This window comes from Mycobacterium hackensackense, assembly GCF_025822555.1.
Classification (GTDB): domain Bacteria; phylum Actinomycetota; class Actinomycetes; order Mycobacteriales; family Mycobacteriaceae; genus Mycobacterium; species Mycobacterium fluoranthenivorans.
Genome location: NZ_JACKUC010000029.1, coordinates 598,998 through 618,319, shown reverse-complemented (window position 1 = coordinate 618,319; position 19,322 = coordinate 598,998). Strand labels below are relative to the sequence as shown.

Here is a 19,322-nt window from a genome sequence, read left to right as displayed (position 1 = left end):
GAGATCGTCTAGGGCCGCAGGCCCGTCGAGAAATCGACCGAGACCCGGCGCTGGCGTAGCAACGCCTCCATGGCGTCGCTGGAGATCGGGCGCGAGAGCAGGAATCCCTGCGCGCGGTGGCAACCGTGGCGCAGCAGCGTCACCGCGGCCGAATCCGTCTCCACCCCCTCGGCGATCAGTTCGAGTCCGAATGCCTCCGCGAGCGCGATGATGGCGCGCACGATGGCGAGGTCACCCGGGCTGGCGCCGAGGTCCTGGACGAAGCTCTTGTCGATCTTCAGCGCGTCCACCGGCAGCGACTTCAGCAGCGACAGCACGCTGTATCCGGTCCCGAAATCGTCGATGGCCACCTGCACCCCGACATCGCGCAATCCGGCCAGGGTGATCCGTGCGGTATCGATGTCCTGGACGACGACGCTCTCGGTGATTTCCAGGCACACCGAGCTGCGCTCGAGTCCGAACTCGTGCAGGATGCCGGCGACCGATTCGACGAACCCGTCGGCCACCAGCTGCACCGGTGAGACGTTGATCCGCAATACGGTGTCCTGGCCGACGCCGTTGGCCTGCCATCGGGCGAAGTCGGCGCACGCGGTACGCATCACCCAGCGGCCGAGTTCGCCGGCGAGGTTGATGGATTCGGCCACTCCGATGAAGGAGTCGGGCGAGAGCAAACCTCGCGTCGGATGCTGCCATCGCACCAGCGCCTCGGCGCCGAGAATCTTCCCGGTCCGCATATCGATTTCAGGTAGATAGCGCAGGAACAGTGCGCCCGTCTCGACCACGTTCTGCAGGTGCAGTTCGATATCGTTGCGGAACTCGTTCTCCAGTTCCATCGCGTCGGAGAACACCGCCACCTGATTGCCGCCGGAGTTTTTCGCGGTCAGGACCGCCTGATCGGCGCGTCGGAGCAGATCCGAGGTGGTGTCGCGGCCCGGGATTCCGAGCGCGACGCCGATGCTCACGGTGCGCGTGAGCATTTCACCGTCGATCGGTACGCGTTCGCCCAATACGGTTTGCAGCCGGTAGGCCAGCTCTTCTGCCTCGACCGTGGACATCGCCACCGCTGGGATCACCACGAACTCGTCGCCGCCGAGCCTCGCGATCATGGCGGGTCCGACTGCCGCGGCCAGCCGCTCGGCGAGCACCCGGATGAAGCGGTCGCCGGCGATGTGGCCGAGGTAGTCGTTGATCGCCTTGAGCCGGTCGAGATCCAGGAACAGCGCCGTCACCGGACCCGGTCGTCGGGCTCGTAGCCGCTGGTCCAGGTGCGCGGTCAGGGCCCGCCGGTTGTGCAACCCGGTCAGGTCGTCGTGTTCGGCGAGAAACCGCAGCCGGTCCTCGGCGGCGACCCTGGCCTGCACCTGCGCGAACAGCGAGGCGATAGCCATCAGGGCATTGAGTTCCTCGTCACTCCACTGCCGCACACCGATCTTGACGAAGCCGAGGACGCCCGTGGTCACCTCGCCGGACAGCAACGGCACGCACGCCATCGACGTGGTGGGGATGTGCCGCCCCGACTCGATGGTCCGCTGGTAGTCGAGCGTGCTGTTGGGATCGAATACCTTGGGCGCTTTGAGGGTTTCGGCGAGCTTGAACACCGGGTCGGCATCGGCGAAGTAGACGAGCGCGAGGGGATCGGGCCCCTCGCTCTCCGGCCTCGGCGGCCACTCGGCGATCAAGCGGGTCGCATGAATCGTGTGGTCGTTGTGTCGCAGGAAGCTGAAGTCGACGTCGAAGTACTTGACCAGTTCGGCCAGGACCTGCCTGCTGACCGAAGCGGCGGTAGCGGCGTCGACGGCGATCAGTCGGGTGGCGACCGCTGTGACGAGTAGCTCCAGACTGGGGGGCGACACCTCTACCTCTTGTCCGGGCGTCGCCGTCACGGCGACACGGTCTGGCGGGGTGGACTCTGACGGCGGCTCCGCACCGAGGGAGGCGGGGCTTCGGTGAATCGCAACACCAATGCCTGTGCCTCCTGCGGTTCGGCGCCGATCAGCTTGCGGAAAGTGTATTGCAGGGAACGCAGTTCACCGGTGAAGGTGGGGGTCAAGGATGCCAGTTCGTTGTCATCGTGGGCGTAGAGGAAGGCCGGGGAGACGGGTTGTACCGCCAGTCCGTGCAGTTGGGCGGTGATCCAGACCGCCTCGACGGCCTCGCCCGCCCGGGCGTAGTCGGCCAGCGTGCCTCCGTCAAACGACACCACCGCCAGGGCCGAACCGGCGACCACTCGGTCGCGGGTGTCGGTGCCGAGCACACCACCGGCGTCCCAGCGGGCCAGCTGTGCCATCACGTCCGCGCGGCGAAGCACGTCGAGGACCGCCAGATCCGACGCCGGTAACTCCAGGCCGCGCACGTCGATCCCATACTCCGGAGCGGGATCCCCCGGCCACCAGAGCTCGGAGAACATCTCCGCGTGCAGTGTCGGGGTGAGATATCTTAGACGGTCCGCGGCGGCCAGAACCGATGCGCCCGCTTCGATTTCACTTCTGGCAGTGAGCAGGTGCAGCCGGACGCCGAAGTGGGAAGCCTTGGCCCGCAACAGGTCTGCAACGTGCGGCGAGATCTCGTTGCCGGAGCCCCGATGTCTGTTGGTGGCGCGGTCGAGCATCGGTGCGTACAGCGCCGCCAGCTCGGGGTCGGCCGCGCCGGACAGAGACACGACGGCCTCCAGCGGTGAGCGCTCGCCGCCGCCGGTGACGGTCACCTCGGTGCCGTGGCCACGCGACGCGGCGGCCACCCTGGCGTTGAACACCGCGGCGCCGAGGGCAACCGCGCTGCCGCGGAACTCGACGTCCATCATGGTGGTGCGAGCCGGATCGATGCGCGCCGTCAGCGAGTCCCGCCCCGTCTCGATCTGCCAGGGTTGTGCGTTGCCGCCGGACGGGGCGCGCGTGGCGGCCGCCGCCATGACTGCCGGCACGGACGCGAACTCGCCCTGGTCGAGGTCGGGGATCACCTCGTCGGCGTGGTCCTGCTGGGCGCTGTACGGATCGGTGGAATGCGCCATTTCCGCCCCGATATCGATGCGCACCCGGCCCGATGGCAGGGTTTCACCCAGGCCGATCCGTCGCACCGCTTCGGTGATGAGTGACGCGCCGAGGGTCACCTCACCGGCCAGTTGCGGCCAGGTGGACAGGGTCTCGCCCACCTCGCACAGCGACGCCGCCATCCGCGCGGACAATTGGCCGGCATCGAGGATGCCGAGCACATGGGGCACCTTGTCCGCGCTGGTGAGACCCGCCAGCCCGGCGGTCTGCACGTCTCCGAGCAGCCCGTGCAGAATCGGTCGGGCCGGATCCAGATCGAAACGCTCGACATCGATGAGACCGCGATCGCTGGTGGCCATCAGCACCGGGATGTGGCGGGCCCGCGCGGCCTCGCGCAGCAGCACCTTGGTGTCCAGGGAGTCACAGACCTCGACGACGATGTCGAGGCCGTCGAGGAAGGCGTCGATCGTCTCGGGGGTGAGCCCCGAGGTTTCGGCGCGCACGGGCAGGTACGGGTCCAGTTCGGCGATCCGGCGCGCGGCGACGATCGCCTTGTTGTGGCCTTCGTCGAACACCGTGGCGGGCACCCGATTGAGATTGCTGAGCTCCAGATCGTCGAAATCGGTCAGCCGCAGTTCGCCGCAGATGCCCTGAGCGGCAAGAGTGTGGGCGATCACATGACCGACGCTGAGTCCGACGACGCCGATGCGCAGCTCCCCGAGCCGGTTCTGCTCGTCGAGGGTGATGAGATTGCGGTTGCGGTCCAGCCGGAGCCGGCGGAACGCCCGCGGGCCGAGCATCGCCAACACCGATCGCCGCCACGGGAAGTAGATCCAGTGCGGGGACTCGGCGAGGATGTCCTCGGTCGGTTCGGGCGTCAGCTTGAGCAGAGCGGCGCGTTGTCCGGCCAGATTGTCGATGAACTCGATATCCGGCCTGGCGCGCAGTTGCCAGAGCAACTCGGCGTGGCCGGCCTCGTCATCGGACAGGATGATCGCGTTGCCCGTATCCGTCACGCGTCGCTCCCGGCCGCGGTGTCGTCGGCATCCAGCCCGGCCATGAGCGGCAACAGAATTCGCGACTCGGCCAAGATCGTCGAGATCTGCTGCGGATCGGCTGAGCGGGCGAATTCGGCGCGATCCCACCACATCATCTTCGTCTGGTACCTGGCATCGGGATAGGGGGTGGCGGGTATGCGAGACACGACGATACCGCCGGAGGACCGCCAGCGGTCCAGTACATGCGCCGCGGCCGTCGCCATGGCGAATTTGGCTCCCAGTATCGCGGTGGCGTGCAGCGGCATCCGCGCGAGCGCGGCGGTCAGATTTCGTCCTCGGTCGTGCTTGGCGGTCCAGGCCGTCTTGATCTCCACGACGCCGAACGGTAGGCGGTCGCCGATCATTTTGCGGACGGCCGTCAGCCCGGGCTGGCCGTCCCACTCCACGACGGCGTGCGACTCTTCGACCGCACCGTAGGGCCCCTGGGCGCGCACCCCACCCACGACCGTGCCGGTGGAGTCGAGTGCGGCGAGGAAGAGCGGCGTCATGGCCGGGTCGCGCAGGACATCTTCGTCGATCGCGCGTTCGGCGCCGTGCTCCCGGTAGCTGTACAGCGCGCCGTCGATGAAGTCGTCCCACAGTTCGGGCTCGGCTCCGGGCGTACTCATCACGAGGGTGCAGTCGGTGCCGACGTCCCACCATTGCGCGGTTTCGACTGCGCCCGGTGCGGCAGTCACCGCGGCCAAGGAAGTGCTCATCGTGAACCCCGATCGAGTAGCCGGCATCGCAGCTGCGATGCGTGCATTTTCATGCCATTTCAAATAGGTCGATTAAGTATCGCCATATCCTGGGGTTATTCCAGGGGAATCTTTTGACCGTAAATGCCAACCATTTGCTGTAACGAAAACCCTGACTGAACAGCAATGACCCGACCATGGCCATTTATTATGTTTTGCGTCAATTAATGGGGACGAACCATAGGATACGGCAAAAATTTCGCATTGTGTCAATAATTGCCTGCGTGATGGCGGCCGACTGGCCGTCTCGGGGCCCGGATTGCCGTATTTGGCCGAAGGCGACGAGTTCGCGCTTCGGACCCGGTGGTCGGGCCGTCCTCACAAGAGGCTATGTATGAAGCGTTACTCGAGAGGAGAAATAGTGAAAGTCTTCAAGGATCTCGCCGAGTTGGTGGCCGGGGTGGGCACCGAACTCGGGCCCACCGAATGGCTGGAGATCACCCAGGACCGGGTGAATCTGTTCGCCGACGCCACCGAGGACCATCAGTGGATTCACGTCGATCCGGAGCGGGCTGCCGCCGGGCCGTTCGGCGGGGCCATCGCCCATGGCCTGCTGACGCTGTCGCTGTTGCCGCACTTCTCCCATCAGCTCTACGGCGTCGAGGGTGTCAAGCTGGCGGTCAACTACGGCTACAACAAGGTGCGCTTCATCAGCCCCGTGAAGGTGGGTGCGAAGATCCGCGCCTGTGGCGTGCTCACCGATGTCGCCGTACCCGCCCAGGGCACCGCGCAGGCGACGGTCACCGTCACCATCGAGATCGAGGGGTCGGACAAGCCTGCCGCGGCGGTCGAGTCGATCGTCCGCTACATCAGCTGAGCGAGGCGCGCTGACGAGCAGCGGCTTTGACGAGGGCGCCACCGATGATGAGCCGCTGGATCTCGCTGGTGCCCTCGTACAGGCGCAACAACCGCACCTCGCGGTAGATGCGCTCCACTGCCACCTCGCGCATATATCCACTGCCACCGTGGATCTGGACAGCCGAGTCGGCGACCTGCCCGGCCATCTCGGTGCAGTACAACTTGGCGGCCGACGGTGCGATCCGCCGGTCCTCGCCGGATACCCACAGCCGAGCGGCGTCGCGGACCAGGGCGCGGCCGGCCATCACGCCGGTCTGCTGGTCGGCGATCATCGCCTGTACCAGTTGGAAATTGCCGATCGGCGTGCCGCCCTGAGTGGCGGTGGCGGCGTACGACACCGACTCGTCGAGTGCGCGCTGAGCGGTGCCGACCGCCAGTGCGGCGATGTGGACGCGGCCGCGGGCCAGCGACGTCATGGCGGCGCGATAGCCGATGTCCTCGCTGCCGCCGACGAGGCTGTCCGCACCGACACGGACATCGTCGAAGCTGACGTCGGCGGTCCAGGCGCCCTCCTGGCCCATCTTGGCGTCCTTGGCCCCGATCACCACGCCCGGTGTGGCGGCGGGGACCAGGAATACCGCGATTCCGGCACCGTCGGCATCGGCCGGACGGGTGCGGGCGAACACCACGAACAGGTCAGCCGTCGGAGCATTGGTGATGAATCGCTTCTGGCCGTTGATCACCCACTGTGAACCATCCTTGACCGCCTTGGTGCGCAGGCCGGCCGGGTTGGACCCGGCTCCTGGCTCGGTCAGGGCGAAGGAGGCCACCACCGCACCGGAAGCGATGTCCTCCAGCCAGCGGGTCTTCTGCTCGTCGGTGCCGAAGCCGACGAGCACCTGTCCGGCGATGCCGTTGTTGGTGCCGAACATCGACCGCAGCGCCAGGCTGGTGTAGCCGAACTCCATGGCCAACTCGACGTCCTGGGCCAGGTTCAGCCCCAGGCCGCCCCATTCCTGGGGGATGGCATAGCCGAACAGGCCGAGGTCCCTGGCCTGTTGGCGGATATCGTCGGGCACCTTGTCGGCGGCCATGATCTCCAGCTCGCGGGGTACCACCTGAGTGCGGATGAACTGCCGGGTGGCGGTATGGATATCCGCGAAATCCTTGTCGCTGACCTCGCTGGTGACGGCTGATGACATGGGTCGATCTCCTTGACTGCTACCCGGGGGAACTCAGACTTGATGCAAGAAATATCATATTTTATGTTGTGTCCAACAGCTGCAGAGGAAGGAGCAGGCGCGATGGCCCTGCTAGACGGACGCACCGCGGTGATCACCGGCGGTGCTCAGGGGATCGGCTACGCAATCGCGGAACGATTCATCGCCGAGGGGGCCCGCGTGATCCTCGGTGACCTCGATCTCGACGCGACCGAAGCGGCGGTGGCCCGGCTCGGCGGCACCGCTGTCGCACATGCGGTGCGTGCCGACGTCACCTCGGCCGCCGAGGTGCAGGCGCTCGTCGCATCCGCCGTCGACACCTTCGGCGGCCTGGACATCATGGTGAACAACGCCGGAATCACGCGGGACGCCACCATGCGCAAGATGACCGAGGAGCAGTTCGATCAGGTCATCGACGTCCATCTGAAGGGGTGTTGGAACGGTACCCGGCTGGCCGCGAACATCATGCGTGAGGCCAAGAGCGGCGCCATCATCAACATCTCGTCGATCTCGGGCAAAGTCGGCCTGATCGGTCAGACCAACTACTCGGCGGCCAAGGCCGGCATCGTCGGCCTCACCAAGGCCGCGGCCAAGGAGGTCGCGCATCTGGGCGTCCGGATCAACGCGATCCAGCCCGGACTGATCCGCTCGGCGATGACCGAGGCCATGCCGCAACGCATCTGGGATCAGAAGCTGGCGGAGATTCCGATGGCGCGCGCTGCGGAGCCCAGCGAGGTGGCATCGGTCGCGGCCTTCCTGGCCTCGGACATGTCCTCGTACATGACCGGCTGTGTGCTCGAAGTGACCGGCGGGCGGCACATCTAGATGGCGCACTCTGTCAATGACGCGGTGGTCATCTGTGAACCGGTGCGCACCCCGATCGGCCGTTACGGCGGGATGTTCTCCTCGCTGACGGCCGTGGACCTCGGCGTGGCGGCATTACAGGGCCTGCTGCAGCGCACCGGGGTGCCCGCCGACGCGGTAGAGGACGTCATTCTCGGCCACTGCTATCCGTCCAGCGAAGCACCGGCCATCGGCCGGGTGGTCGCATTGGACGCCGGTCTGCCGATCACGGTGCCCGGCATGCAACTCGACCGTCGATGCGGATCGGGCCTGCAGGCCGTCATCCAGGCGTGTCTGCAGGTCGGCAGCGGCGCACACGAACTCGTCATCGCCGGCGGCGCCGAGTCGATGAGCAACGTGGTGTTCCACTCCACCGATATGCGGTGGGGTGGCTCGCGCGGCGGCATCACCGTGCACGACGGCCTGGCCCGTGGGCGGGTCACCGCCGGCGGCAAGAACTACCCGGTGCCCGGAGGCATGCTCGAAACCGCCGAGAACCTGCGCCGCGAGTACGGCATCTCGCGTCTGGAACAGGACGAGCTGGCGGTGCGCTCGCACCAGAAGGCGGTGGCCGCCCAGGCCAGCGGGGTACTCGCCGAGGAGATCATTCCGGTCACCGTGACCTCCAGGTCCGGCGAGCAGGTCATCGACACCGATGAGCATCCGCGTGCCGACACCTCGGTGGAGACGCTGAGCAAGCTGCGTCCGGTTCTCGGCAAGACCGACCCGGATGCCACGGTCACCGCGGGCAATTCCAGCGGGCAGAACGACGCGGCATCGATGTGCATCGTGACGACCACCGAGCGGGCCGCCGAACTCGGCCTCAAACCCCTTGTCCGGCTGGTCTCCTGGGGCTTGGCCGGGGTGGCGCCCAAGGTGATGGGTATCGGGCCGGTACCGGCCACCGAGGTGGCGCTGCGCCACGCGGGGCTCAGTCTCTCTCAGATCGACATCATCGAGCTCAACGAGGCCTTCGCCGCGCAGGCACTGGCGGTGTTGAAGGAATGGAAGTTCACCGAGGCGGACCTGGAGCGCACCAACGTGCGCGGATCCGGAATCTCGCTCGGACACCCGGTGAGCGCCACCGGCGGGCGCATGCTCGCCACGCTGGCGCGCGAACTGGACGCCCGCGGTGCCCGCTACGGACTGGAAACCATGTGCATCGGAGGCGGGCAGGGGCTGGCCGCCGTATTCGAACGGATCGCGTCATGACCAAACTCGCACAGACCCTCGGATTGACCGAGGTACAGGCCGAAATCGTTTCCACGGTACGGCAGTTCGTGGACAAGGAGGTCATCCCGAACGCCCAGGAGCTGGAGCACTCGGACACCTATCCGCAGGCCATCGTCGATGGTATGCGCGAGATGGGATTGTTCGGACTGATGATTCCGGAGGAGTACGGCGGGCTGGGGGAGTCACTGCTGACCTACGCGCTGTGCGTGGAGGAACTGGCCCGCGGCTGGATGAGTGTCTCCGGGGTGATCAACACCCACTTCATCGTCGCCTACATGCTGCGCCAGCACGGTACCGACGAGCAGAAGCAGCGCTATCTGCCGCGGATGGCCACCGGCGAGGTGCGCGGTGCCTTCTCGATGTCCGAGCCCGAACTCGGTTCCGATGTCGCCGCGATCCGCACCAAGGGCGTGCGCAATCCGGGTGGTGGTTACACCATCAGTGGCCAGAAGATGTGGCTGACCAACGGGGGCAGCTCGACACTGGTGGCCGCACTGGTGAAAACCGATGAGGGAGCGGCCAAACCGCACCGCAACCTGACGGCCTTCCTGATCGAGAAGCCCGCCGGGTTCGGCGAGGTGAAGCCGGGCCTGACCATCCCCGGCAAGATCGACAAGATGGGTTACAAGGGCATCGACACCACCGAGCTCATCTTCGACGGTTATGTCGCCTCCGACGAGGACGTGCTCGGTGCGGCGCCCGGGCAGGGTTTCTTCCAGATGATGGACGGCATCGAGGTGGGTCGGGTGAACGTGTCGGCGCGGGCCTGCGGTGTGGGTATCCGGGCCTTCGAGCTGGCGGCGCGTTACGCCCAGCAGCGAGCCACCTTCGGCAAGCCGATCGCCGAGCATCAGGCGATTGCCTTTCAGTTGGCCGAGATGGCCACCAAGGTCGAGGCCGCGCACCTGATGATGGTCAACGCCGCGCGGCTCAAGGACTCCGGTGAACGCAACGATGTGGCGGCCGGGATGGCGAAATACCTTGCCAGCGAATTCTGTTCGGAGGTGACTCAGCAGAGCTTCCGGATCCACGGCGGTTACGGCTACTCCAAGGAGTACGAGATCGAGCGGCTCATGCGGGATGCTCCGTTCCTGCTGATCGGCGAGGGCACCAGCGAGATCCAGAAGACCATCATCAGCAAGAATCTGCTCGATGAGTACCGCATCTGAATCCGGCGGGCGAGCGAAGCGACGGGGAGAGCCGGACTTCGCGGTCCGCCCGCAACTCTCCGACGATGTGGCCCGGGTGGTGCGGCGCCGTATCTTCCACGGCACCTATCCGGCCGGGATTTACCTGCGCCTGGATCAATTGGCCGACGACCTCGGGATCAGCGTCACGCCGGTGCGCGAGGCGCTGCTGAACCTGCGCGCCGAGGGGCTGCTGGTGCAGCACCCACGGCGCGGGTTCATGGTGCTGGAGGTGACCGCCCGCGATATCGCCGATGTGGCCAACGTGCAGGCCTACGTCGGTGGTGAGCTCGGTGCGCGGGCGGCCGCGAACATCACCGATGAACAGCTGGCCGAGCTCACCGGCATCCAGGACGAGCTGGAAAAGGCCTACGAACACAACGATCTGGACCGTACGGTGCGGCTCAACCATGAGTTCCACCGGCTGATCAACGTCGTCGCCGATTCGCCGAAGCTCACCCAGGTGATGTCCGGGGTCACCCGCTATGCACCGGAGTCGGTGTTCCCGACCCTGGAGGGCTGGCCGGCCCAGTCGATCAAGGACCACCGCAACGTGATCGCCGCGCTGCGACTTCGGGACGGTGAACGGGTCCGGGCGGCGATGGCCGAGCACTTCACCATCGGCGTGCAGCCGCTGACCGAGCATCTGATCGGACGGGGCGTCATCGCACCCGATTGACAAGTGTCAGAAGTCGTTGACGTGTGTCAGGTGGCTGGTAGGGTGCCCGCCATGCAGCGAGCGCAGCCACGCACCGCGGTGATCGGTGCGGGCATCAGCGGGTTGACGGCCGGCAAGATGCTCAAGGACTACGGCGTCCCGTACACCACGTTCGAGATCTCCGATCGCATCGGCGGCAACTGGGCGTTCGGCAATCCGAACGGTCTGTCGAGCGCCTACCGCTCCCTGCACATCGACACGTCCAAACATCGGTTGTCCTTCAAAGACTTTCCGATGCCGCGGGACTATCCGGCCTTCCCGCATCATTCGCAGATCAAGGCCTACCTGGATTCCTATGCCGATGCATTCGGGTTGTTGGAGCACATCGAATTCAACAATGCGGTGGTGTCGGCCCGACGGCGCCCGGGCGGCGGCTGGCTGATCGAGGACCAGGCCGGGAACCGCCGGGAATTCGATCTGCTGGTGGTGGGCAACGGTCATCACTGGGACGCGCGGTGGGCGGAGTTCCCCGGCACGTTCGACGGCGAGACGATGCACTCGCACCATTACATCGACCCACAGACGCCGCTGGCGCTGACCGGCAAGCGGATCCTGGTCGTCGGTATCGGCAACAGCGCCGCCGACATCACCGTCGAACTCTCGTCGAAGACACTGCAGAACAAGGTCACCCTGTCGACCCGTTCGAGTGCCTGGATCGTGCCGAAGTTCCTCGCCGGCGTACCGGGTGACAAGATCTTCAAGACCTCACCGCACCTGCCGCTGTCCTGGCAGCGCAAGATGGCGCAGCTGCTGGTACCGCTGGTGGGCGCCGACCCGACGAAGTACGGGCTACCCGCACCCAATCACAAGCTGTTCGAGGCGCATCCCACCCAATCGGTGGAACTGCCCCTACGGCTGAGCTCCGGAGACGTGACCCCCAAGCCGAATGTGTCGCGACTGGACGGCGCCACCGTGCATTTCGAGGACGGCACCTTCGACGAGTTCGACGTCATCGTCTATGCGACCGGTTACAACATCACCTTTCCGTTCTTCGACCCGGAGGTGATCAGCGCCCCCGGCAACCAGATCCGGCTCTACAAACGCATGTTCAAGCCGGGATTCGACGATGTGGTCTTCATGGGATTCGCCCAGGCGGTGCCGACCCTGTTCCCCTTCGTCGAATGCCAGGCTCGGCTCCTGGCCGCCTACGCGGTGGGGCGCTACACCCTCCCGTCGACGGACGAGATGGAACGGGTCATCGAGGCCGATCAGCGGCTGCACGCGGGGCACTGCACCGATCGCCCCCGGCACACCCAGCAGGTGGACTACTTCGTCTATGAACATGATCTGCGTACGCGGGAGCTGCCCGCGGGGATGAAACGGGCTGCGACAGTATGAGATCACCGACCGACCGCAGGCCCGTCGTGCGCAGCGATATGCGCCGCGAGGCCATCCTCGACGCGCTGGACGAATGGTTGCGGGCATCGAGCCTGGAGGCCGTCAACATCGCCGAGATCGCCAAACAGGCCGGGGTGTCCCGGTCGGCGTTCTACTTCTACTTCGAGAACAAGGCGGCCGCCGTCGCGGCGCTGATGGAGCGGATCATCGACGAAGTCGACATGGTCAACACCGAATTCGTCGCGGGTGAGGCGAACCCCAGGGACCGGGTGCACGCCATGCTGGACGGGTTGTTCGATACCTGCGACCGGTACCGTCACGTGTTCGCCGCCATGCTGGAGGCCCGGGGTTCCAGCGCGGCGGTGCGCGAGATCTGGGATTCGGCGCGGGAATCGTTCGGTCCGTCGGTGGCCGAGCTGATCGCCGCACAGCGTCACTCCCCGTCGCTTCGCTCGCCCTTGGAGGCCGCGCCGGACCCGCGGGTGCTCGCGTTGGTGTTACTGGAGTTCAACGACCGGATCATCGAACGGTTCATCCTGGGTGGTCCGTTGTCGCGCGAGGAGCTGACGGATGCGGCCGCCGCGGTGTGGCTGTCGACGGTGTACGGAGTGGGCCGGTGACCGTCCAGGAGATGTCCTTTCGCGAGCTGACCTTCGACTCTGAGGGAACGTCCTGTAGCGCTTGGCATTTCCCGGCAGAAGGTTCCGCGCGGCGGCCGGCCGTGGTGATGGCCCACGGGTTCGGGGGGACCAAGGATTCGGGTCTGCAGCCGTTCGCGCAACGGTTCGCCGCGGCCGGTATCGACGCGCTGGCCTTCGACTACCGGGGGTTCGGTGCCTCCGGGGGCGACCCACGACAGACGATCTCACTGGAGCGGCAGGTGCGCGACTACCACCGCGCCGTGGACGCGGCCTTGGCGCTGCCGAACGTGGACCGCATCGTGTTGTGGGGAGTGTCGATGTCGGGCTGCCATGTGCTGCGGGTGGCAGCCGGGCGCGACGATATCGCCGCGGTGATCGCGCTGACGCCGATGACCGACGGCCTGGCCGCCGGGCGAACCGCGATCGCCGGGCCGAAGGACCTGCTGCCCGTGGTGCGCTGGACCGCGGCCGGACTACGCAACAAGGTCGCGGTGACCCGAGGCGCGGCAGCGACGTTCATGCCGATCGTCGGCAGGCCCGGCCAGGCCGGGGCCCTGACCCTGGCCGGAGCCTACGAGAGCTACCTGGCGATGGCCGGGCCGACGTGGCGCAACGAGATCGACGCCTCGGTCGGACTGGAACTGAGCCGGATGAGCACCAAGGCTGCGGCCCGCAGGCTGGGAGTCCCGGTGCTGGTGCAGATCGGCGACTTCGACCGGTTCGCCCCGGCGTCTGCGGCGGCCAAGACCGCGGAGCAGGCCCGCGCCCAGGTGCATCACTATCCGTGCGACCACTTCGACGTGTGGCCGGGCAATGACTGGTTCGACCACGCGGTGGGTGACCAACTGGCGTTTCTGGCCCGCACCGTGTGAATCAGCCGAGGCGGACCGTGCCGTCCGCCTCGACACGCCAGCCCGGATTGTGGGCGATCTCCCAGATCGCTCCGTTGGGGTCGCGGACGTGCGCGTGGAAGACGCCACCGAACTGTCCGGGTTGCGGGGGTTTCAGTACGGTGCCGCCTGCGCCTGCCATCACCTCGACCACATGTGCCACATCCGCGCGGCTGGCCACGTTGTGCGCCAACGTGATTCCCGAGACGTGAGCGGCCGCGTCATCGGGTGGAAGGCCGAGGTCGGCGTTGAACTTCTCGGCGAGGAAGAATCCGAGCATCTGGCCGGGCGCGGTCTGATAGAAGACGATCTCGCCCGCCACGTCCAGCAGCGGAAGCCAGCCGAGTGCACCGTAGAAGCGGCGGGTGGCGTCCAGGTCGGCGGCGGCAATGGTGACGAAATTGAGCTGCTGATCCATGACACGACGGTAGCGCGGGGCTGGGGAGGCCGTACTGTAATACTTACAGTCTGTACTTCGATGGAGGTGACGGCGCGATGTCAGGTGTGCTGGATGGGATCCGGGTGCTCGACTACGGACGCTTCATCGCCGCGCCCTGGTGCAGCGCGATCCTGGCCGATATGGGCGCCGAGGTGTTACGGGTGGAAAAGCGCGAAGGCGGCGAGGATCGTTGGGTACAAGCCGTCACCGAGAGCGGGGAGGGGGGCACGTTCTTGCAATGCAACCGCAACAAGCGCTCTCTCACGCTGGATTCCACCACGGTCGAGGGAACGGAGATCACCCGCCGTCTGGTGGCGCGGGCCGATATCGTCATCGCCAATATGCCTGCCGCGGGGATGCGTGCCAATGGTCTGGATTACGAGACCTTGCGCGCAGTCAAACCCGATATCATCTTGGCCAGTGCCACCGCCTACGGGGAGGGTGGGCCCTACAGCGACAGGATCGGATTCGACGGGGCCGGGCAGGTGATGTCCGGCGCGGTGTACCGACAGGGCCTGCCCGACATGCCGATTCGCACGGTGGTGCCGTACGCCGACTTCGGCACCGCGCTCACGCTGGCGATCGGGGTGATGATGGCGCTGTATCACCGCGACCGCACCGGGGTGGGCCAACATGTGGAGGGAGCACTGCTGCCGACGGCGTTGATGCTGTCGAACGCGTTCCTGATCGAACGTGAACTGTTGCAGGTGGACAAGCCACGGATGGGCAACAAGGGCGCCTCGGTCGCCCCCTGTGACCTGTACAAGACCGCCGATGAGCAATGGGTGCTGCTGCAGGTCGCCGGCCAACCGATGTTCAAACGGTGGTGCCGGTTGGTCGACCGTCTGGATCTCTTCGCCGATCCCCGCTTCGCCGACGACGATTCCCGTTGGCAGCACGGCGACGTGCTCAACGACATCATGGCCGCCTGGTGTGCCGACAAGACCAGGGCCGAGGTCCTCGAGTTGTTGGAGAAGGCGAAAATGCCTGCTGCGCCGCTGTATTCCACCCAGGATGTGCTCGACGATCCGCATGTCCGGGCGATGGGGTATCTGCGGAGGGTGCCGTTCCCCGGGGCCTCCCGTGAGGTGCCGATCGTCGAGACCCCGTTTCGGATGTCGGCCACCCCGGGCACCATCCGGCGGCGCGCGCCACTGCTCGGTGAGCACACCGACGAGGTGCTCGGTGAGATCGGCTACGGCACAGCAGAAATTGATCTCCTACGGGCCGGTGGCATCGTCTAGGTCCGAATCTTGGCGGACCAGATCGGCCAGCGAGTCAGGCGAAATGTGCACGTACGGCGCCGAGATCGGCCTTGCCGGAGGGGGTACGCGGGATCACGTCGACGATGGCGATATCGGTGGGGATCTCGTAGCGGGCCAGCCTGGCGGTCAGGAACTCGGAAAGCTCGTCCGCGGTGGCCTGCCCGTGCAATTCGACCATCGCCACGGGTGTTTCGCCGAGGCGTTCGTCGAGACGCCCGATCACCGCGGCGCCGCGCACCGCGGGATGGGCTTCCAGAGCGGTGCGGACATCGTCGGGCATCACCTTGAATCCGCCGCGGATGATGGCTTGGTCGGCTCGGCCGAGGATCCAGACGAAGCCGTCGGCGTCGATACGCGCCAGGTCGGTGGTGCGCATCCACTCGGCGGTGTCCAGCTGGGCAGGGATGACTTCGAGCAGACCTTGCTGGTCGGGGCCCAACGGTCGGCCGTCGTCATCGACGACCCGCAGCCGGGCCCCCGGGTTGGCCCGGCCCACACTGCCGCGTTTGGCAGCCCAATATCGTTCGTGGTCGGCCAGGGTCCAGCCGGCCACCCCGCCACCGAACTCGGTGGCCGCATAGGACGTCAGCACCGGGATGCCGAACTTCGCGGTGAACGCGTCGGCGTCATCGGCCGACAGGGGCGCGGTCCCGGACGTGACCGCACGGACACCGGCCAGATCGTCGCGGGTGAGATCGGAATGCAGCACCATCCGCAGGGCCGCCGGCACCAGGGACACCGCGCGTGGCTGGTGTTCACGGACCGCATCGGCCCACTGGGTGAGGTCGAACTTCGGCAGCAGCACGAACGGTCTGGCCTCGGCGATACACAGCAGTATCCGGAACACCCCGCCGACGTGGACCAGCGGAGAGTTGACGATCGCCACGCCGCGACGTAGTCGCGTCGGTGCCGGCGAGCTCTCGGGGTCGCGGCCCATGACGCTGCGGGCCAGCATGGAGTAGGTGAGGTCGACGCGTTTCGGCGGGCCGGTGGTGCCGCTGGTCAGCATCCACACCGCGACACCGGGGCGGCCGGCGTCGTCGGCCGGCTCACCGGCGGCGGCCGGTTCGGCGTCGAGGCCGGCGAGCGTGACCAGCATGGTGCCGGCCGTCGGGGTGACCAGGCTGGCGAGATCGTCTTCGAGCCCGACGATGACCGGCAGGGCCAGGGCGGTGATATCGGCGCGGGTGCGCTCATCACCGCGGGACGGGTTGATGACCACGACGGTGCCGCCGGCCTCCAGCACGCCGAGCAGCGCTGCCACGTGCGCCGGGGTGTTGCGCAGCATCACCCCGACCCGACGCGCACCGGTCAGCGCGCCGATACGCCGCGCCGCGCGGCCGACCTGGCCCCAGCTGGCCCACCGGCCGTCGTACTGGATGGCCCTCGCTGCCGGGTCGAGGTCGAGCACCTGGCCGATGCGCAGCGAAAGGGGATGGGACATCAACGGATCCGCGGTGTGGCTGTGGAGATCGGCCGGTCGGCCAACTCGGCCTTGGCGATCGGGTTGCCCAGTCGCGTGTAGATCAGACCCTGATCCATGGCGGCGCGATAGGGCTTGTCCAGCGATTCCCAGATGGCCTTGACGGTGCCCTGGGTCGCGGTCGGTGGTTTGGCGGCGATGGTGGCCGCGATCTCGTGGGCGCGGGCCCACAGTTCGGCGCGGGACACCACCTCGGTGACCAGGCCGATCCGCAGCGCGGTATCGGCGCCGACTCGTTCGTCGTTGCCCATCAACGCCATCCGCAAGGTGTCGCCCAGCCCGACGCGGCGCATCAGGCCGATCGGTTCCAGCGCCGACACCAGTCCGGCACTCACGTGTGAGTCGAAGAAGGTGGCGTCCTGCGAGCAGATCACCACATCGGATTCGTTGACGAAGTACAGGGCGCCGGCGGTGCAGATGCCCTGAACGGCACACACCACCGGTTTCCACATCTTCTGCCACTTCGGGCTCAGCAGCTCACCCGGATCCTCATGATTCCACACGATCTCGGGTTGTCCGTACGAGGATTTGATGTCGAGCCCGGCGCTGAACGCGCGGTCACCGGCGGCGCGCAGCACGACGGCGTTGATGCTCTCATCGTCTTTGATGGCGTGCCACGCGTCGCGCATCTCGTGACACATCGCGCGGTTGAACGAGTTCATGGCGTCGGGTCGATTCAAGGTGACGGTGGCCACCCGCGAGCCGTGGTCGAGATCGAGCAGGATGGTGTCCATCGTCGGTTACCGCGCCTGCCAGTTGGGCTTGCGTTTCTCCACGAACGCCCGCGGTCCCTCCAAGGCGTCCTCGGTGCGAGTGACACGCTCCCGGAACGTCTCGGCGAGGATCTCACCTTCGTGCAACGGTAGATCGAGGGTCTTGTGGATGGCCAGCCGGGTGCCGCGGACCGCCAGTGGCGCATTGAGATTCAGCGTGTCGGCGATCTCGTGCGCGCGTTCCAGCAGGTGAGCGTGTTCGACGATCTCGGTGATGAGCCCGAGGTCGTACGCACGCCGCGCCGACATCCGTTCGTGCTTGCCCATCAGTGCCATCCGTAACGCCACCGACCGGGGGAGTGCGCGGGCCAGCCGTACCATCTCGCGCGCGGCGACCAGCCCGATACTGACGTGTGGATCGAAGAAGGTCGCCTGGTCCGAGGCGATCACGATATCACCGGTGGTGACCCAATCCAGTCCTGCGCCGCAACAGATTCCGTTGACCGCGACGATGACGGGTTTGGTCATCGTGCGAAAGGGCGGGGTGCCTTCCTGCGGCGCCTCCCACTGTTCGTAGGTGGACAGGTAGGGCCGCTCATTGACCACCTTGCCGTCGCCGGGGATCTCCTTGACGTCGGCGCCGGTGCAGAATGCCCGCCCAGCGGCGGTGACGATCGTGACCCAGATGTCGTCGTCGTTCTCGGCCTCGTGGTAGGCGGAGCGTAATTCGGTGATCATGTGCGGGGACAGCGCATTGAGGGCATCCGGCCGGTTGAGGGTGATGGTGGCCTTGTGGCCGTCCACCTCATAGATGATCGTCTCGTAGGACACGTGTCGTTCCCTTTCAGAAGCCCTTGTAGTCGGGGTCGCGGCGCTCCCGGAACGCAGCCAGGCCCTCCTTGAAATCCGCGGTACGGCAGGACAGCTCAAGATTGGACAGTTCCTGGTTCATCGACTGGGCCAAGGTGGCGGACTGTCCGTAGGCCAGGGCCTGCTTGGCCAGCCCGATCGCGACGGTGGGGCCGGCGGCGAGGCGGGTCACGAGCTCATCGGCGGCGTCGGTCAGCTCATCGGCGGGGACGGCGGCGTGGATCAGCCCCCAGTCGGCCGCGTCGGCGCCGGTGACCTTCTCGCCGAGCAGCAGCATGCGCTTGGCCCGGGCGACGCCGGCCAGCCGCGGCAGCAGCCAGGTCGCCCCGGAGTCGGGGCTGAACCCGCGCTGGAGGAAGGGCTCCCAGAAGGTGGCCGCGGTGTCGGCGACGGTGAAGTCGGCGGCCAGCGCCAGATTGCACCCGAGTCCGACGGCCCAGCCGCGCACCGTGCACACCACCGGCAGCTGGATCGTGGCGATCAGCTCGACCAGGCGGTGTGCGGTGTGCGGGATCCGGCGCACCAGATCACCGGTGCGTGGCCGCTTGTTCTCGGCGTTGGTGGCGACCCAGTCGGCGCCGGCGCAGAAGTCCTCCCCGGATCCGGTCAGCGCGACCGCGCGCAACGAGTCGTCGTGCGCGGCCGTACCCAGAAGTCTGACCAGATCGTCGATCATGTTGTGGCTCAGAGAATTACGTCGATCCGGTCGATCGAGTGTGATCCGCAGGACCGCGTTGTCGACAGAGGTGGTGATCACCTGTGACCCGGCCTTTCAACGTGCATACAGTTGACCATACGGTATGTCATGCAGTTACTATTCGGTACAAGTTAGCAAGGAAAACCCCCAGGGGGAACAGGAGAGTGCGGGTGCCGCGCATATGTCAGCCGAGGGTCGCGGCCGA

Annotated in this window: 18 protein-coding genes; 9 read left to right on the top strand and 9 right to left on the bottom strand. The window is 66.6% G+C overall.

Annotated elements, in window-relative coordinates:
• Positions 1–8 precede the first annotated feature (8 nt).
• From H7J86_RS06085 to H7J86_RS06075, 3 genes are read right to left on the bottom strand one after another with little or no spacing between them, the layout of a single operon-like run.
• Positions 9–1,883 carry a putative bifunctional diguanylate cyclase/phosphodiesterase gene (locus H7J86_RS06085; protein ID WP_308204825.1) on the bottom strand — a complete coding sequence of 625 codons (1,875 nt, stop codon included), beginning with the start codon at positions 1,881–1,883 and terminating at the stop codon, positions 9–11.
• A complete protein-coding gene (locus H7J86_RS06080) occupies positions 1,880–4,003 on the bottom strand; it encodes an Rv1355c family protein (RefSeq protein ID WP_267289900.1) in 2,124 nt (707 codons plus the stop codon). Before H7J86_RS06080 ends, H7J86_RS06085 begins: the two co-directional genes overlap by 4 nt.
• Positions 4,000–4,743, bottom strand: a complete 744-nt coding sequence (locus H7J86_RS06075; protein WP_267289898.1) for a hypothetical protein — start codon at positions 4,741–4,743, stop codon at positions 4,000–4,002. Before H7J86_RS06075 ends, H7J86_RS06080 begins: the two co-directional genes overlap by 4 nt.
• A gap of 400 nt (positions 4,744–5,143) precedes the next feature.
• Here H7J86_RS06075 and H7J86_RS06070 point away from each other — a divergent pair, with 400 nt between their 5' ends.
• Complete coding sequence (locus H7J86_RS06070) at positions 5,144–5,599, top strand: MaoC family dehydratase (RefSeq protein ID WP_267289896.1); 456 nt, start codon at positions 5,144–5,146, stop codon at positions 5,597–5,599.
• Here H7J86_RS06070 and H7J86_RS06065 read toward each other — a convergent pair.
• Complete coding sequence (locus H7J86_RS06065) at positions 5,592–6,782, bottom strand: acyl-CoA dehydrogenase family protein (RefSeq protein ID WP_267289894.1); 1,191 nt, start codon at positions 6,780–6,782, stop codon at positions 5,592–5,594. The two genes, H7J86_RS06070 and H7J86_RS06065, sit on opposite strands and share 8 nt — an antisense overlap.
• A gap of 102 nt (positions 6,783–6,884) precedes the next feature.
• Between H7J86_RS06065 and fabG the strand changes: the two genes are divergently transcribed.
• The 7 genes from fabG to H7J86_RS06030 are packed head-to-tail and all read left to right on the top strand — an operon-like array spanning position 6,885 to position 13,632.
• Positions 6,885–7,625 (top strand): 3-oxoacyl-ACP reductase FabG, encoded by a 741-nt coding sequence (gene fabG / locus H7J86_RS06060; RefSeq protein ID WP_267289892.1) that lies wholly within the window; start codon positions 6,885–6,887, stop codon positions 7,623–7,625.
• Complete coding sequence (locus H7J86_RS06055) at positions 7,626–8,855, top strand: acetyl-CoA C-acetyltransferase (protein ID WP_267289890.1); 1,230 nt, start codon at positions 7,626–7,628, stop codon at positions 8,853–8,855.
• Entirely contained in the window at positions 8,852–10,045 is a 1,194-nt protein-coding gene (locus H7J86_RS06050) for an acyl-CoA dehydrogenase family protein (RefSeq protein WP_090364813.1), read from the top strand. Before H7J86_RS06055 ends, H7J86_RS06050 begins: the two co-directional genes overlap by 4 nt.
• Positions 10,029–10,742, top strand: coding sequence for a GntR family transcriptional regulator (locus tag H7J86_RS06045; RefSeq protein ID WP_267289888.1), 714 nt, complete (start codon positions 10,029–10,031; stop codon positions 10,740–10,742). The genes H7J86_RS06050 and H7J86_RS06045 overlap by 17 nt, the downstream gene beginning before the upstream one ends.
• Before the next feature lie 51 nt (positions 10,743–10,793).
• Positions 10,794–12,119, top strand: coding sequence for a flavin-containing monooxygenase (locus H7J86_RS06040; protein WP_267289886.1), 1,326 nt, complete (start codon positions 10,794–10,796; stop codon positions 12,117–12,119).
• Positions 12,116–12,739: a TetR/AcrR family transcriptional regulator gene (locus H7J86_RS06035; protein WP_090364819.1), complete on the top strand. Its 624-nt coding sequence runs from the start codon at positions 12,116–12,118 to the stop codon at positions 12,737–12,739. Before H7J86_RS06040 ends, H7J86_RS06035 begins: the two co-directional genes overlap by 4 nt.
• Positions 12,740–12,750: 11 nt before the next feature.
• The gene (locus H7J86_RS06030) at positions 12,751–13,632 is read left to right on the top strand and encodes an alpha/beta hydrolase (RefSeq protein WP_267290609.1); all 882 of its coding nucleotides are present in this window, start codon (positions 12,751–12,753) and stop codon (positions 13,630–13,632) included.
• Position 13,633: 1 nt separating this feature from the next.
• Here H7J86_RS06030 and H7J86_RS06025 read toward each other — a convergent pair whose 3' ends face one another.
• Positions 13,634–14,068 carry a VOC family protein gene (locus tag H7J86_RS06025; protein ID WP_267289884.1) on the bottom strand — a complete coding sequence of 145 codons (435 nt, stop codon included), beginning with the start codon at positions 14,066–14,068 and terminating at the stop codon, positions 13,634–13,636.
• Positions 14,069–14,145: 77 nt separating this feature from the next.
• Between H7J86_RS06025 and H7J86_RS06020 the strand changes: the two genes are divergently transcribed.
• Positions 14,146–15,333, top strand: a complete 1,188-nt coding sequence (locus H7J86_RS06020; RefSeq protein ID WP_267289882.1) for a CaiB/BaiF CoA transferase family protein — start codon at positions 14,146–14,148, stop codon at positions 15,331–15,333.
• 34 nt (positions 15,334–15,367) lie between these two features.
• Here the strand turns inward: H7J86_RS06020 and H7J86_RS06015 are convergent, their stop codons facing one another.
• The 4 genes from H7J86_RS06015 to H7J86_RS06000 are packed head-to-tail and all read right to left on the bottom strand — an operon-like array spanning position 15,368 to position 19,177.
• Positions 15,368–16,798 (bottom strand): class I adenylate-forming enzyme family protein, encoded by a 1,431-nt coding sequence (locus H7J86_RS06015; protein ID WP_267289880.1) that lies wholly within the window; start codon positions 16,796–16,798, stop codon positions 15,368–15,370.
• Positions 16,798–17,571, bottom strand: coding sequence for an enoyl-CoA hydratase/isomerase family protein (locus H7J86_RS06010; protein ID WP_187098830.1), 774 nt, complete (start codon positions 17,569–17,571; stop codon positions 16,798–16,800). The genes H7J86_RS06015 and H7J86_RS06010 overlap by 1 nt, the downstream gene beginning before the upstream one ends.
• A gap of 6 nt (positions 17,572–17,577) precedes the next feature.
• Positions 17,578–18,381 (bottom strand): enoyl-CoA hydratase/isomerase family protein, encoded by an 804-nt coding sequence (locus H7J86_RS06005; protein WP_090364829.1) that lies wholly within the window; start codon positions 18,379–18,381, stop codon positions 17,578–17,580.
• Positions 18,382–18,394: 13 nt separating this feature from the next.
• Positions 18,395–19,177: an enoyl-CoA hydratase/isomerase family protein gene (locus tag H7J86_RS06000; RefSeq protein ID WP_090364831.1), complete on the bottom strand. Its 783-nt coding sequence runs from the start codon at positions 19,175–19,177 to the stop codon at positions 18,395–18,397.
• Positions 19,178–19,322: the final 145 nt, after the last annotated feature.